The 14819-nt window shown below is 64.2% G+C and carries 14 protein-coding genes; 8 read left to right on the top strand and 6 right to left on the bottom strand.

Translation table 11 applies throughout. The features are described 5' to 3' along the window. The first annotated feature begins 10 nt into the window (after positions 1-10). Together K349_RS0102575 and K349_RS16165 are read left to right on the top strand one after the other, a co-directional pair. Complete coding sequence (locus K349_RS0102575) at positions 11-1072, top strand: ABC transporter substrate-binding protein (protein ID WP_026368320.1); 1062 nt, start codon at positions 11-13, stop codon at positions 1070-1072. Next, complete coding sequence (locus tag K349_RS16165; RefSeq protein WP_051464175.1) at positions 1062-2960, top strand: SpoIIE family protein phosphatase; 1899 nt, start codon at positions 1062-1064, stop codon at positions 2958-2960. The genes K349_RS0102575 and K349_RS16165 overlap by 11 nt, the downstream gene beginning before the upstream one ends. Before the next feature lie 22 nt (positions 2961-2982). Here the strand turns inward: K349_RS16165 and K349_RS0102565 are convergent, their stop codons facing one another. From K349_RS0102565 to K349_RS0102555, 3 genes are all read right to left on the bottom strand, one after another. After that, positions 2983-3906: a sensor domain-containing diguanylate cyclase gene (locus tag K349_RS0102565; RefSeq protein ID WP_051464174.1), complete on the bottom strand. Its 924-nt coding sequence runs from the start codon at positions 3904-3906 to the stop codon at positions 2983-2985. Positions 3907-4055: 149 nt separating this feature from the next. Continuing rightward, positions 4056-4286, bottom strand: a complete 231-nt coding sequence (locus K349_RS0102560) for a protein-tyrosine phosphatase family protein (RefSeq protein ID WP_157367258.1) — start codon at positions 4284-4286, stop codon at positions 4056-4058. Further along, the gene (locus K349_RS0102555; RefSeq protein ID WP_026368317.1) at positions 4286-4720 is read right to left on the bottom strand and encodes a hypothetical protein; all 435 of its coding nucleotides are present in this window, start codon (positions 4718-4720) and stop codon (positions 4286-4288) included. The genes K349_RS0102560 and K349_RS0102555 overlap by 1 nt, the downstream gene beginning before the upstream one ends. A 104-nt stretch (positions 4721-4824) precedes the next feature. Between K349_RS0102555 and K349_RS0102550 the strand changes: the two genes are divergently transcribed. The 3 genes from K349_RS0102550 to K349_RS17720 all read left to right on the top strand — a co-directional run bounded on the left by K349_RS0102550 (position 4825) and on the right by K349_RS17720 (position 8771). Continuing rightward, complete coding sequence (locus K349_RS0102550; protein ID WP_157367257.1) at positions 4825-6390, top strand: DUF4118 domain-containing protein; 1566 nt, start codon at positions 4825-4827, stop codon at positions 6388-6390. Further along, on the top strand, positions 6387-7115 hold the full coding sequence (locus K349_RS0102545) for a response regulator (RefSeq protein ID WP_026368315.1): 729 nt from the start codon (positions 6387-6389) through the stop codon (positions 7113-7115). The genes K349_RS0102550 and K349_RS0102545 overlap by 4 nt, the downstream gene beginning before the upstream one ends. Positions 7116-7550: 435 nt before the next feature. Next, positions 7551-8771 carry an HD-GYP domain-containing protein gene (locus K349_RS17720; RefSeq protein ID WP_157367256.1) on the top strand — a complete coding sequence of 407 codons (1221 nt, stop codon included), beginning with the start codon at positions 7551-7553 and terminating at the stop codon, positions 8769-8771. 73 nt (positions 8772-8844) lie between these two features. Here the strand turns inward: K349_RS17720 and K349_RS0102530 are convergent, their stop codons facing one another. The 3 genes from K349_RS0102530 to larE all read right to left on the bottom strand — a co-directional run bounded on the left by K349_RS0102530 (position 8845) and on the right by larE (position 11895). Next, a complete protein-coding gene (locus K349_RS0102530; protein WP_026368313.1) occupies positions 8845-10005 on the bottom strand; it encodes an NAD(P)/FAD-dependent oxidoreductase in 1161 nt (386 codons plus the stop codon). A gap of 19 nt (positions 10006-10024) precedes the next feature. Then, positions 10025-10864, bottom strand: a complete 840-nt coding sequence (locus K349_RS0102525; protein WP_034264179.1) for a HesA/MoeB/ThiF family protein — start codon at positions 10862-10864, stop codon at positions 10025-10027. Positions 10865-11004: 140 nt separating this feature from the next. Continuing rightward, positions 11005-11895, bottom strand: coding sequence for an ATP-dependent sacrificial sulfur transferase LarE (larE, locus tag K349_RS0102520; RefSeq protein ID WP_026368311.1), 891 nt, complete (start codon positions 11893-11895; stop codon positions 11005-11007). A 393-nt stretch (positions 11896-12288) separates the two neighbouring features. Here larE and K349_RS16155 point away from each other — a divergent pair, with 393 nt between their 5' ends. The 3 genes from K349_RS16155 (at position 12289) to K349_RS0102505 (ending at position 14713) form a co-directional block, all read left to right on the top strand. Then, the gene (locus tag K349_RS16155; protein WP_169731293.1) at positions 12289-12795 is read left to right on the top strand and encodes an RrF2 family transcriptional regulator; all 507 of its coding nucleotides are present in this window, start codon (positions 12289-12291) and stop codon (positions 12793-12795) included. After that, a complete protein-coding gene (gene fdhD / locus K349_RS17715; RefSeq protein WP_026368309.1) occupies positions 12788-13603 on the top strand; it encodes a formate dehydrogenase accessory sulfurtransferase FdhD in 816 nt (271 codons plus the stop codon). The genes K349_RS16155 and fdhD overlap by 8 nt, the downstream gene beginning before the upstream one ends. A 237-nt stretch (positions 13604-13840) precedes the next feature. Further along, positions 13841-14713, top strand: coding sequence for an XdhC family protein (locus K349_RS0102505; protein WP_026368308.1), 873 nt, complete (start codon positions 13841-13843; stop codon positions 14711-14713). The last annotated feature ends 106 nt before the right edge of the window (positions 14714-14819 follow it).

Below are 14819 nucleotides of genomic sequence, written 5' to 3'. Positions count from 1 at the left end.
TTCCTCCGCGATGGCGGCGGGACGGTTTTTTTCGGGTAGGGCGATTCTCCTCCCGTTTCTTCTGCTCTCGCTGTCGCTCCTGGCGGGAATTTTCCTGAGCGCCTGCGAAGCGGGCTCTCCGCAGGAGCCGGACCCCCGCGCACCGGGACCGGATGCGCTGTCCGTGCGACTCCTGCTCCAGTGGAGCCACCAGGCTCAGTTCGCGGGGATCTACATGGCCTTCGAAAAGGGATTCTACCTCCGTCGGGGGCTGGACGTGCGGATTCTCGGAGGCGGGCCCGGAAAGAGCGTGCCCGAGGCGCTCCGCCGGGGTGAGGCGGAGTTCGGTACCATGTTCCTCACCGCGGCGCTGGAGGCGCTGGACAAGGGCACGCCGCTCGTGCACACGGCCCAGATCGTGAACGGCTCCTCCCTGCTTTTGGTCGGACGGGCGAACCGGGGCATCCGGACTCCCGAGGATCTGAGGGGACTTCGGGTCTCTTTCTGGGGCGACGCCTTTCACGGAGCCTATCTGGCCTTTTTCCGCTCCCTCGGGGTGACGGTTCGGGAGGTTCTGCAGAACTGGTCGGTGAACCTCTTTCTCCGGGGTGTCGTGGATGCCTGTGCCGCCATGGACTACAACGAATACCACATGCTCCTCCAGGCGGGCATGGAGCCGGGCGATCTCTCTCTGTTCCGCCTGGGCGACTACGGTTTCGGCTTTCCCGAGGACGGCCTGTACTGTCTCGCCTCCTACCGGGAGGCGAACCCCCGGGTCTGCCGGGATCTCGTCGAGGCCACCCTCGAAGGATGGCGTTATGCGGCGGCGCATCCCGAGGAGGCGCTGGACGTGGTGATGCGCTATGTCCGGGAGGCCCACGTACCCACCAACCGGGCCCACATGGCGTGGATGTTCCGCAACATTCTTCCGGACATCGTGCCTTCCGAGGGCGCGGAGGTTCCCTGGCGTCCGGGGGTTCTCTCTCGAGAGGATTTCGAGCGGACCCGGGACGTACTGCTCCAGGAGAAGGTTATCCGAAGGAACGTTTCTTACGAAGAGTTTACGGAAGGAGCGTCGCCCCGTGTTCCCTAGGCGGAGCATTGCCGGGCGTCTCGTGCTCCTCCTCGGAATCGGGGTCGGGTGCATTCTCGCCGCCGTGGTAGGGTACGGCTGGCGCGCCTCCCGGGATCTTCTCGAGGCGGAGACGAAGGAGCGCATTCTCGCCGTCGCCGCCGCCACAGTGGCCCGTATCGACGCCGTGACCTCCGGGGTGGAGAAGGTGGTGCGGGAGACGGTGCTCCTGATGGACCGCTTTTCTCTCACCGCCGAGGAAAAGGCGATGCTTCTGGAGGACAAGCTCCGCCTTCACGGCGAGCTTTTCGGCATGGCCGCGAGCCTTGGGAGCACGGCGATCCCCGGAGCGGTGCCCTACGTGTACCGGGGACCCGGGGGGCTCGTCCGGACGGATCTGGCGAGCGGCGCCTACCCCATGCAGATCATGGACTGGTACACCATTCCCAGGGAACTGCTCCGTTCCGTCTGGAGCGAGCCCTACTTCGACGAGGGCGGCGGCAACGCCGTCATGGCCACCTATTCCGTTCCCCTGGTGAAGGAGCTTGCCTTTGCGGGGATCGTCACGGGGGACATCTCCCTGGAGTGGCTCACGGAGCTTTTGGGCACCCTTCCGCTCGGCAGCGGCTATGCCTTTCTTCTCTCCCGCAACGGCACCTTCATCAGCCATCCCGTCCGGGACTTCATCATGAACGAGACGGTCTTCAGCATCGCCGAGACCCTTGGGGAACCTTCGCTCCGCGAGCTGGGGAAACACATGGTCCGGGGCGGATCCGGTTTCGTTCCCTTCAGGGATTTCTCGAAAAAGGACAGGGACGCAACACCGTCCCACTGGCTGGCCTTTCTTCCCGTCCCCTCCACCGGGTGGAGTCTGGGCATCGTCCTGGGAAAGGAGGACGTGCTGGCTCCCGTGGCAGCCCTGAGCAGCATCCAGCTCGGCCTCGGCGGCGCGGGATTTCTGCTCATGCTCGGACTGGTGCTCTTCGTGGCCCGGACCATCACGGACCCCCTCAAGCGTCTGGAGGGCATCGCGGGAAAGATCGCCCGGGGCGACCTGGATGTTCCCGTTCCCGATCTCTCCGGCGGAGACGAGGTGGCCTCCCTGGCGGAAAGTTTCGCCCGCATGCAGGCGGATCTCCGGAGCTATCTGGCGAAGCTGGCCGCCACCACCGCCGCGAAGGAGCGCATCGAGAGCGAACTCCGCATCGCCCACACCATCCAGATGGAACTGGTTCCCAAGACCTTTCCTCCCTTTCCCGACCGGAAGGAGTTCGACATCTTCGCCCTGCTCGACCCCGCCCGGGAGGTGGGGGGCGATTTCTACGACTTCTTCTTTCTCGATGAGACGCACTTCTGCTTCGTCGTGGGGGACGTGTCCGGCAAGGGAATTCCCGCGGCGCTCTTCATGGCGGTGACGCGCACCTTCATGAAGGCCATCGCGAAAAACGCCTCCGCCCCAGGGGAAATCCTGGCCCGACTGAACGACGCCCTGGCGGAGCAGAACGAGTCGTGCATGTTCGTCACACTCTTCTGCGCCGTGGCGGATCTGTCCACGGGGGAGTGCGCCTTCGCGAACGGGGGGCACAACCTTCCTCTTCTGCTCCGGAGGGGAATGGCGCCGGAGCGTCTTCCCCGTCTCGCGGGGTGTCTGTTGGGAGCCATGGAGGGACGGCATTTCGAGGAAGGACACCTTCGCCTCGGCCGGGGAGATCGTCTGTTTCTCTACACGGACGGCGTCTCCGAGGCCATGAACGAAGCGGGGCGTTCTATTCGGAGGCGCGTCTCGAAGCGGAGCTTGCCCGGTGTGCGGCCGCAGACGACCGGTTTGCGAACGTCCGTTCGCTCGCCACGGAGATCCGCACCACGGTGGACCGCTTCGCCGCCGGGGCGGAGCAGGCGGACGACGTGACCATCCTGGTCTTCGAGTTCCGTTAGAGCAGGACCACGGAGTTCCGTCCCGCAGTCTTTTTTGTTGCCGCGAGGGCCTTGAAGAGGCGCTCCGTGAGACGCTCCATCGTGTCTCCGGGAAGGGAGAGGGTGGCGCCGAGGCAGGCCGTGGGATAGACCCACTCGCCTCCCGGCGAGAGGAAGTGGGAGGCCTGGACGAGGACGCGGCAGCGCTCCGCGAGGCGGACCAGATCTTCCTCGGCGCGCACGTTGGCGAAGAGCAGCAGAAAATTCCCGCCCCCCCAGCGCCCGATGAAATCGAAGGCGCGGAGACTTCCCTTCACCGTCCGGGCCACCACCTGGAGCGCCCGGTCTCCCGTTTCCGGGCCGTATTTTTCGTTGATTGCCCCCAGGTTGTCCACGCCCAGAAGACATGCGCCGAAGAGCCACCCCTTCTCCTGCATCTCATCGATCTTCGCCAGAAGGGAGATCTCCGAAAAGCGCCGGTTGCCCGCGCAGGTGAGGTCGTCTGCGAAAGACATCTCTTGGAAAATCCCCGCCATTTCCAGAGCGACGAGCTTCTCGCTGTTGTCGCTGAACACCTCCACGGCTCCCACCACGACGCCCCGTGCGTCGGTGATGGGCGAGACGCGGATGGACACGGGAACCCGATGCCCCTCCTTGTGATGGAGAAAGACATCCGCCTCGCGCATCTTCCCGTCCAGGAGTGTCTCCGCCAGCGGGCATGAATTCTCGCAGAGGCATGTCCCCTGGTCGTCCACGTGGACGAGGATGTTGTCCGCGCAGCGGTGTCCCGTGACCTCCGCCGCAGTGTAGCCCGTGAGCCGTTCCGCCGCATGGTTCCAGTAGATGACGATCCGCCGGGTGTCCGTCACGTAGACGCCGTCGTAGAGGCAGTCAAGGGTCTTCTTGTAGAGATCGGTGGTCCGGTGCAGTTCGCTCTCCACACACCATCCCTCCCTTCCGGATCGTTCGCCGGGATTCTCGTTCCGACGGGCCGGAACGATGCGAGAGGTTCGGAATCGTTCTTTGTCTCGGCATCATCATAGCGTATTGGAATCCGGAATGGAAGGGTGGGAGCACGCATGCGGCTCGGCTATATGTCGATGCCGCACCTGTGATTGCACTTGTCGGGGCACTGCCACCAGTCCGCCGGCAGCGTTCCGTCGGAAAGGCGCTCCACGGACCAGAGAGCGCCGCAGCTTCGGCAGTGCAGGAGAAGCGGGTTTTTTTCGAGGATCTCGATCTGCTTTCCGTCAGCAAGACGGGACAGCGCCTCCGGAGAGGGAATTCCGAGGGAAGCTCCGCGTTTTTTTCCGAAAGCCATCAGGGAGAGCATCTTTTCTCGCCGTCCTTTCCGGAGGCGTACCGGTCTCCGGATTCGCGGAAGAGTGGATCGCCTTTTCTCTCCGTAGCATCCACAGAAACGACCCGAAGAACCACGTCGAAGTTCTGGAGTTTGCCCGCCATGTTCCCGGGAAGGCAGAGGATGTACTGTCCCGTGGCATGACTTCGGAGGATGTTGACGGTCTCTCCCTCGCGGGCGAGTCGGCGGGCTTCCTCCACCGCCTCCCGGAAACGATCGAAAGCGAGCGACACAAGGGAGGTCATGTGCTCCGCCTCCTTTTCGGAAGATCTTCCCCCCTTCGTCCGCACGATACGCATATTCGGGGGAATGAATCCAGCATCAGTATGAAGAAGGAGCGGGTCCGCCGCAATGGATCCGACCTCGTTCTTGACGAAATCTTGATGGCATTTCACGATTCCTTGCCCTCCTCTTGATCGGAGGAGGCGTCTGGACAAAGAGGGGCATTTCTGGCACCCTGTGCGGAGAACGTCCTTTCCGAAAGAGAGGTGCGTGCGCCGTGGAAGACGTAAAGATCCCCCGAGCGCTCCAGGGCTGGATGGCGGCGTTCTCCGAGGGAGGCTCCCGTTCCGCCGATGCCGCCGCAAAACGGCGCGCCTACGGGACGAGTCTCCTGCTGGTGGTGGCGGTCACGCTCCTGGGAATTCCCGTCCGCTGGTTCATCGCCCCCACGAACCTGGTCATGCTCTATCTGGCGGTGGTGGTGTGGTCGGCACTTTTTCTCGGAAGGGGGCCGTCCGTCCTCGCGTCGGTGCTCAGCGTGCTCGCCTTCGATTTCTTCATGGTTCCTCCCTTCTATACCTTCGTTGTGAACGACTCGGAATACATCATCACCTTCGCGGGACTGCTCTCGGTGGGTCTGGTGATCAGCAGCCTCACCTCCCGGGTTCGGGAACAGGCGAGGGCGGCCCTGGCCCGGGAACGGCAGGCCCAGGCACTCTTCGAGCTGAGCCGCGATCTCTCCGCCGCGGGGGACGCGGCGGCTGCGGAAAGGGCCGTTCTGGCTCATGTCCGGGCCGTTTTCGGCGTGTCTGCGGTGCTCTCCTTCGGGAACGGCGCATCGCCTTCGCCCGGAGGGAATGCCGAAACGACCGGAGCCGCGCCGCAGGAAAGGGCGGAGGGCGGGACGATTCTCTCCGTTCCTCTCGGCGAGCCGGGGACCTTGCGGGGAATTCTCGCGGTGTGCCAGGATCCGGAGCACCCCTTCGACCCGGCCAGACGTCGCCTGCTTGAGGCGTTCGCCATTCAGGCGGACATGGCCCTGGAGCGGATTCGCCTCTCCGGCGACGCCAGGGATCTGGAACTGCTGCGGGCGAGGGAGAAGATGCAGAGTGCCCTGCTCAGCTCCATCTCCCATGAGCTGCGCACACCCCTCTCCTCCATCGAGGGAGTGCTGAGCACGCTCAGAGAGGGAGTGGGCGGGGGAAAGGAACTCTTCCGCCTCGACGAGGCCGCCCGGAGTGAGTTGGTGGAGACCGCCTGGTCCGAGGCGCGGCGCATGAATCAGCTCGTGGAGAATCTCCTCGGCATGACGCGCCTGGAGGCGGGGGCTCTTTCGCTCCGGAGGGAATTCATCGACGTGGAGGAATTGTTGGGCGAGGTGCTGCGCCGCACCGAGGACCGCTTTGCGGAGGGACGGGTCCGCATGGAGCTTCCCGAGGACCTGCCGCCCCTGCGGGCGGATTTCGTCCTGCTCGCCCAGGCGCTGGGAAACGTGCTGGACAATGCGGTGAAGTACGGCGGCGATGCCTCGCCTCCGGAGGTGCGCGTCTCCCTGCGGGAGGAGGAGCTGGAGATCGTCGTGGCCGACCGCGGACGGGGGATCCCCGAGGCGGAGTTGGAGCGCGTCTTCGAAAAATTCCACCGCCTCGCCTTTCCCGGAGGGCCTGGAGGCACCGGGCTCGGGCTTTCCATCAGCAGAGGGATCGTGGAAGCCCATGGCGGAACGATCCAGGCGCGTTGCCGCTCCGGAGGAGGAACGGAAGTGGTGATTCGTCTTCCCGTGGACGAGGAACGTCCTGAAGAGAAAAAAGAGCCGCAGGAGGAGGAGCGCCGAAGGACATGACCACCGAGAGAAGCGAGGCGACCCGCGTGCTGGTCGTGGACGACGAAAAGGCCATCCGGCGATTTCTGCACATTTCCCTCCAGGCCAAGGGGTACGATGTTTCCGAGGCGGAGCGGGGCGACGAAGGGCTTTCCCTGGCGGCGATCCGACATCCCGATCTGATCGTGCTCGACCTGGGGCTTCCCGACATGGACGGCACGGCCTTTCTGCGTCACCTCCGGGAATGGTCCGCTGTTCACGTGATCGTTCTCTCCGTCCGGGAGAGAGAGACGGACAAGATCGCCGCCCTTGACGCGGGGGCCGATGATTACCTCACGAAGCCCTTTTCCGTGGGCGAGCTTCTGGCGCGCATGCGGGCGGTTCTCCGGAGGACAGCCCCCGCCGAAGAGGAACCGTTACACCGCATCGGCCGGCTTTCGGTGGACCTTGCACGGAGGCGCGTCACCCTGGATGACCTGGAAATTCCCCTCACTCCCACGGAATACGAGATGCTCCGCGTTCTCGTGACCCACCGGGGACGGATCCTCACCCACACCCAGATCCTGCGTCTCGTCTGGGGCGAGGGATACGAGGAGGGGCGGCACCTGCTCCGGGTGAACATGAGCAATCTTCGGCGCAAGATCGAGCCGGATCCGCGTTTTCCCAGATACATTCTCACCGAACCGGGCGTGGGGTACCGTCTGTGCGACGGAGAGAACCGCTCCGAGAACTCCGGGGGATGGTGATTCGTTTCCTTTCCGGATGTTCCTCGAAATCATGCCGAATCATGCCGCCGGAGTTGTACGCTTTTTTTCAAACAGTGTAAAATCAAAGGAGCCTCTGAAAAATGCCGTGCCGATCTCGGAAAAACGCGATGCAATCGAAAATCGAGAGAGGGCGATTCCTACTTGATCAGGGTTTCCCAAAGGAAGCTCTGAAGAAAGGCCTTTCGCTTTTCCTTGACTCGGGTCGCGTCAGGCTCTGCGAGGCGCCCTGCGGGACTGACGTAGTCTTATTCAGAGATTCCCAAAAAATGTGATGACGAAGGCGTATCCGGCATCTCCAAAAAACAGGAGGAGAATCGGATCGGAAGGGGCAGGGCGGCGGTCGTGGCTCCGCCCGAGGAGCGAGGGGAAGAGTCCGAGGAAGGGGGAGCGTGTCGTTTTCATGCGACGACGGTCATGAAGAAACCGAGAGCCTACATTCGTACCGTACCTGTCGAGCAGATCTTCGACCATCCCGAGGCAACCCTGGCCAGTGATCTTGTTGTTGCAGGGGCTGTGCTGCTCTCCTGGGGAACTCGCGTGGAGGAGATCGGCGCCACGGAAAAACAGCGCCAGAGCATCCTCCGCAAGCTGGAGAATGCGGGAATCCGCGAAGTAAACCTCAAGTTCGGCGCGGAGGAGATGGATACCGAGGAAATCACCGCGATCATGCAGTCCCTGGATGCCACCGTGCATATGGTGGACTTCGAGACTAACGAGCGCATTTTGCGAGGGCTCGCCGGCACCTTCGACGCCCCGCCCGAGGAGGGAAAGCCCTTTTCGGGGGAGGGGCTCTTCGCCGTGGCGGACATGATCGAGGCGGAACTCGCCCGGACGTCCCAGGTGCTCATGTCCCTCAATGAGCCCAGGAACCATGAGGAATATCTCCATGTGCACTCCTTCAACGTGTCCCTTCTCGCGGGTTACCTGGCGAGGCGCGTCCAGTCCCTGGACGCAGCCTCCGCTCCCTTTCCCGAGGGGTTCGTTCGGGCCGCCATCGTGGCGGGCCTCTGCTTCGACCTGGGAAAACTTCTGATCCCGAAGGATGTCCTCGGTTCCCCCCGGAAGCTCACCCCCGAGGAATTCTCCCTGGTGCGACACCACTCGCTGCACAGCGAGGAACTCGCCCGAAAGGCGGGCATCACGGATCCCCTCGTTCTCGCCGCGATCCGGAGCCACCACGAACAGTTCGACGGCAAGGGCTACCCCGACGGCCTGTCGGGAAAGCAGATTCCCCTTCTCGCGAGCATCGTCCACGTGGCGGACGCCTTCGACGCCCTTACCACGAACCGGATCTACAAGAGCGCCGTCTCCGTGAAGGAGGCCCTGAACGTCATCCTCTACTACAGTGGAGAACATTTCGATCCCGACGTGTGCCGCTGTTTCATCTCCGGTATCGGCTTCTATCCCCCGGGGAGCGTGGTGCGCCTCTCGGACGAGCGGATCGCCACGGTGGTGTCCGCCTCGGAGGGCAACATGCTCCAGCCCAAGGTGTGCGTGACCGACGAAAAGGGTGCGCGGGTTCCCCTGGATCTGTCGGGGAGCAAGATTTATATCAAGGAATGTCTTCAGATCGAGCGGAAGAAAGTTTACTCTCCCGCTTTGGAAGCCTATGGAGAGATCTTCCGCCAGCTCTGAGGAACGAGTGAGGCACAACGGAATCGGGATTGCGCGGCGTGCCGGAGAATCCCCCGGACACGCCGCGCCTTTTTCATTTCTCCGGGATGGACAGTGTGCCCCAGTGCACGGCCCGGACGAAGGACGCACCGCCGAGCCGGAAGGCGGCGCGGAACAGGGGTTTTCCCAGGGGGCCGAGGGGGAGATGCAGCCAGCATTTCGCCCGTGCTGCCCTGGCGAACTCGGCGTGCATGCCCGCCAGGGACATTTCGTAACGCTCGAGGGGGTTCACCCGTTCCGTCAGCGCTGCGGCGATGCTCCGGGCGGCGCAGAGCCCCGAGAGGTGGGCGTAGAAAACGCCCTCCCCCGTGATGGGGTGGACGAATCCCGCCGCGTCGCCGACGAGGAGCAGGCGTTCCTTTCCGGAAGGGATCCTCGGGGACTCCTTCCGCCGTTCTCCGGCGAGGGGGACGAAGGCACCCCGGAAGGTGCCCGGTTCCGGGGGCGGCGCGCCGACTCGCCGGAGAAGATCCCGGAGGAGTGCCGGATAGCGGCTCCAGGACGAGAAATTGCCTTCGCCGCCGAGTCCCGCGAGAAGGCGTGTCCGCCCCGGGAAGAGCCATCCGTAGCCTCCGGAGGGGACGTTCCAGAAGATGCAGGGGTGGTCCGGTCCTTCGGGCCACGCTGTCCGGGGAATGATCACCTGGAGGGCGAATGCGGAGGGACGCCGGCTTTCCTCGGGGAAGACCGTTGCGAGGGCCTTGCCCGAGGGGCCGTGTGTGCCGTCGGCGCCCACGAGAAAGCGCCCCCGGAGGAGACCGCCTCCGGCGAGGTGGACCGTACCCGAGGAGGGGTCCGCGTGCAGCACCGTCGTTTCCGTGACGACGACGCCGAGGCGGCGGCTCCGCTCCCGGAGAAACGCGTCGTATCGGCCCCGATGGACGAAGTGGAGGGGTGGGTCGATGCGCTCCTCGAAGGAGTCGCCGAGGCCGTAGGCGAAGGCGAAGGTCGCCGGCGCGGCCTCGAGAATGCCCTCCGAGGCGAGAGCGCCGGAGGAAAGGTCCATCTCCTCCGAGAGAAAGCGGAGCGTTTTCGCGGAGAGACAGCCGCCGCAGAGTTTGTCGCCTCCCGAGAGCCGGCGCTCCGCCAGGATCACGGAAAAGCCGCACGCCGCCAGCGCGGAGGCGCAGGTGCTTCCCGCCGGTCCTCCGCCGAGGACCACCACGTCCGCTTCCCGGAACGCCGCTTCCTCCACGGAAATCCCTCTCTTTCCCTCAGTTCAGGGGCAGGGTCTGCGCTTCCTGGATGCGGAGGTCGAACCAGAGCAGCCGGTGGCGGAGGATTTCCTCCATGCCGAGAAGGACCTTCACGGCCTCCGCCGCCTCAAGGGAGGAGACGAGCGCCGGGGTAAAGGGAGGATTGCCCGTTGTGACCTCCACGCCCTTGTCCGGCGCCTGGTCTCCCCAGAAATCCAGGAGGGTCCGGTCGCCGGGCAGAACGGTTCCCACCTGGCCCCAGAATCCGGCGATGGCGCCGTGCACTGCGGGAATGCCCAGCCGGGCGCAGGCGTCGAAGAGAATCCTCCGGGAGCGGTGGTTGTCGAGGCAGTCCACCGCGACGCCGCATCCGTCGAGGAGCGAGGCGGCGTTGTCCGCGTCGAGAAAGCCCGGAAAGGGCGAGACCTCCACGGCGCCATTCACCGCCTTTGTCCGCTCCGCCGCCACCAGGGCCTTGGCTTTCCCCAGGTCCGCCTCGGTGCAGAGGATCTGCCGGTTCAGATTGTTGTCCGAGAAGGTGTCCCCGTCGATGAGGACGAGCTGTCCCACCCCTGCCCGGGCAAGGAGTTCCACCACCAGCCCGCCCAGGCCGCCGCAGCCCACCACCGCCGCCCGGGAGGCGAGGAGGCGGGCTTGTCCCGCTATGCCCAGCGTCCCCAGGCTCCGCTCGTAGCGCGAGGGAACGAGCCCCTTTTCCAGGGCGGCTCGCTCCACCACTCCGGGAGCGACTCCTTCCCGGAGGGCGATCTTCCGGCACAGTTTCCAGGGGACGATGTCGAAGCCATCCCGATGTTCCGCGCTGCGCCGGAGTTCTTCGATTCCGTCTTCCAATGCCATTGCGATCTTCTCCTCTCCGAACGACAGACCCCGAGGGGAGCCTGGCGAGGGGCAGCGTCGTGGGTCTTCATGTTGCCGGCGCCGACCGCTCTTTTCGTGTGGCCCCGGACGAGCCCTGTCAAAAAAGCAGGCTCTCCGCCCTACACGTCCGTACCGCCCCCGGTCGGCGCCGGAGGCGACGCACCGAGGTCGAGTGCCTCGTTCAGACTCCCCCGGCGATATCCTCCCAGGTCGAGGACGACGCGGCGGAACCCAAGAGCGGCAAACTCCCGAAGGAGCGCTTCCGTCGCCTCGGCCGTGACGAGACGGGGCATCGCCTCCGGAGAGACCTCGATGCACGCCGTGTCGTCCATGTCCCGCACCCGGAGGTCCGTTCCGGAAGAGCAGAAGCGTCGCACCGCCGCCTCCGCGATGCCCACGCGGCGCAGCCGCTCTTCCGTCAGGGGGACGCCGTAGGGAATGCGCGAGGCCAGGCAGGCCGCCGCGGGCTTGTTCCACGTGGGCAGTTCCCACGCTTTCGAGATGGACCGAATGTCCTCTTTGGTGAAGCCGAGTTCCAGAAGGGGAGCACGGACACCAGTCCGGCCCGGGGCGGGAGCGGCGAGTTCCCTCACCGCCCGGAGTCCCGGGCGGTAGTCCGTGAGATCGTCCGCATTCGAGCCCTCCAGTACCCAGGTAAAGCCACGCTCCGCCGCCCAGGCGACGAGGCGGAGAAAACGGAAGCGCTTGCAGTGGTAGCAGCGTTCTCCGTCGTTTCGGACAAAGGCCGGTTCTTCCAGCTCCGACAGGGGAAGAAAAAAGTGGGGCATGCCGAACGCCGCCGCGAGGGCAGCGCAGTCCCGCCGCTCCTCCTCGGCGAGCGTGGCGGAAACGGCGGTCACCGCCGCCATGTGATCCGGCCCGAGGGTGCGGAGAGCAGCCGCGGCAAGAAGCGTGCTGTCCACGCCGCCGGAAAAAGCGACGACGACGTTTCCGAGGTCGCGCAACAGGGTCGTCAGTGCGTCGAGGCGTTTTTGCTGAAGATCCGTCATGGTTTTCTGTGGGTTCCTTTCTCCAAGGAAGCCCTGAATAAAGACCTTTCGCTTTCCCTTGACTCGGGTCGCATCAAGCTCTGCGAGGCGCCCTGCGGGGCTGACGTAGCCTTATTCAGAGATTCCCTAAGTAATGTTCGGATGCCGGGTTATGCGGGGGTGCTCGATACCGAAAACAGAGTCCGGTCGTTCCATGCATTGACAGGTCGGAACGCCTTGCCTATAGTACAGTAATTCGGTCGGAAAACAACATTTCTTTTTGCGAGGTCCTGTCGATGTACCACCGACTGTGACGGGATGTTTTTCCCGTTGGTTTCATGATACAGCAAAGCCGTGCCGACGCGAAATGCGGAGAAAGGCGTCGGTATGGTTTCGGGAGGAGGAGCGGAAAACATGGGAATGAAACTGTCCACGCGTTCGCGCTATGGTCTTCGGGCCATGCTCGAATTGGCCCTGGCGAATGGCACGGCGGTGACCATGGCGAAGGACGTGGCGGAGCGCCAGAATCTGCCCGTTTCCTATCTGGAGCAGCTCCTGGCCCAACTCAAGCGGGCGAAGCTCGTGGTGTCCATTCGTGGGGCAAAGGGGGGGTATTCGCTCTCCCGTCCGGCGGAGGAAATCTCCCTTTCGGAAATCATCGAAGCCCTCGACGGTCCCCTTGACGTGGCGCCCTGCGAGGACATTGCCTTTTGTCGCGCTTCACCCGAAGCGTGCGTTCTCAAGGAGATCTTCTTCCGGATCTCCGAAGCGTTGCGGCGGGAGTTCGCCGCGGTCTCCCTGGCGGAGTTTGCAAGAGAACAGCGTCTTCGAGAAGCGATGTATCAAGGAGATGAAAGGGTGCAGGGGATTGTCTCCGAAATCGCCGGGGGCACCCTGGAAGGGACAGGAAATCGTGAGTGAAGAGGGTGGGCGGGAGCGGAAGCTCCCGATCTGGCGCTACGACCGAGGGCAAGGGTTCAGCTCCCTCCGGGACGCGGTGCTTCCCGAGCGGGAGCTGACGCTTTTCCTCGACGGCGAGGAGCTGGCGTCGGGCCTGTTGACCGAGGGAAACGAGGAGTACTGGGCTCTGGGGCATCTCGCCACGCGGGGCCTCATTGAAAGCCGGGAGGACGTGGCGGAGATGCGCCTTTCGGAGAACATCCTCTCCGTCCGGAGAACCAGAGCGCTTGCCGGCGTACTTCCCCGAGAAAAGGTGACGTTTGCGCCTCTGTCCGTGACGTGGCGCCTTTCGGCGGAGACCGTCGTGGCGGCGGTGAAGACGCTTTCCGAGGCACCGCTCTATCGCTCCACGGGATGCGTGCACGTGGCGGCTCTCTTTTCGCGGGATGGTGAACGGCTCTTCGTCGCCGAGGATGTAGGGCGGCACAACGCGGTGGACAAGGTTGTGGGATGGGCGGTGGAGAAGGCGCACCCTCTGGAGGAGACCCTTCTCGCCGTCTCCGGGCGGTTGCCCCGGGACATGGTGCTCAAGGCGGCACTGGTCCGCATTCCCCTCGTGGCGAGCGTCTCCGCCGCGACCGAGGCGGGTATCACCACGGCGGATCGAGCGGGGATCACTCTCTGCGGTTTCGTCCGGGGAGGGCGCATGAACGTCTATGCCATGCCGGAGCGCTTTGTCGAATGGAACGCCGAAACTCCCCGGGGCGGTCCTTCGGAGGCCGGAGAAGCGGAGGATTTTCCGCGCTTTTCTTCCTCGTCGCTCTGCTGAAAATGAGGCTCTTCCGTCCCGGCGGATGGTTCCGTCGGCACATGCCCCGGTTGGAAGGCCCCGTCGAAACAGCGCGATGGAACGTCATCTCCGGCGGGGAGATGATTTTTCTTTCCGAAGGAAGAGATCCGATTTCTCAGTCCGTCTTTTCGGATACGGATTGTCCGCATGGCCGGTGTCGGAAAGAGCGCCCGAACACGGTACGGCAAGATTCACGAATTAAGGAGGCGTTGCGCAATGGATGACGTTCTTTTTCAGATTCTCTCGGAGGTGCTTCATGGAGCGGAAGAGGGTGTGCTCTGTACGGTAGTGGAGGAGACCGGTTCCACGCCCCGGAGCATGGGTGCCAAAATGTGGGTGCGCTCCGACGGAAGTATTCTCGGGACCATCGGTGGCGGCATCACGGAGCACCGGGTCATCACGCGTGCTCTCGCACTACTCCGGGAGGGGGGCGAGCGGGAACTTTACCGGGAGGTCCTGAACGCCACGGAGGCAGCTCTCGACGGCGCTGCCTGCGGAGGCAGCATGGCGGTCTATCTCGAGGTGGTGGGAAGAGAGAACGATTTGGTCATCTTCGGCGCGGGACACGTGGGAAAAGCCATCGCTCAGTTCGCCTCCCTCACGGGTTTTCGGGTTACCGTCTGGGACGAACGGGAGGAGTTCGCCAACGCCGACAACATTCCCTGGGGGCGGACCTTGGCGTGTCCGTTGGATGAAGTGGAGGCAAAGGGGCTTCGCTTCACTCCGCGGACCTACGCGGTGATCGTCACCCGGGGACACGCCCTCGACGCCGAGGTCGTGCGCCTGTTGGACGGCAAACCTGCGGCCTATGTGGGCATGATCGGCTCCCGGCGGAAGATCTCCTTCGTGCGGAAACGCCTGCTCGAAAGCGGCGTGTCCCGGGAGCATCTCGACCGGATCTATCAGCCCGTGGGACTGCCCATCAAGGCGGAGACGCCCGAGGAGATCGCCGTGTCCGTCCTGGCGGAGGTCATCGCCGTTCGCCGCGGCGCGAATCTCGCGGGGCTTCGTGCCGCTCTGGAGCCCCTTCCGGAGGACGCACTCGAGCGAGAAGAGGCGGTCTCCCCGTCCAGTGGTTGCGCCTCGTAGGGAAGTGTCGGGCCTTCAGTCTTCTCGTTATTGCCGGACGAAAAGAAGTGACTCGAGATTCTTCAGGAACATGGTGTTCCTGTTCGCCGAAGGAGTACGAAGGCGC

The sequence above is a fragment of the Aminiphilus circumscriptus DSM 16581 genome (assembly GCF_000526375.1).
GTDB lineage: Bacteria > Synergistota > Synergistia > Synergistales > Aminiphilaceae > Aminiphilus > Aminiphilus circumscriptus.
The sequence above is the reverse complement of the archived record's forward strand: the minus strand, read 5'-3'. Positions and strand labels throughout refer to the sequence as shown.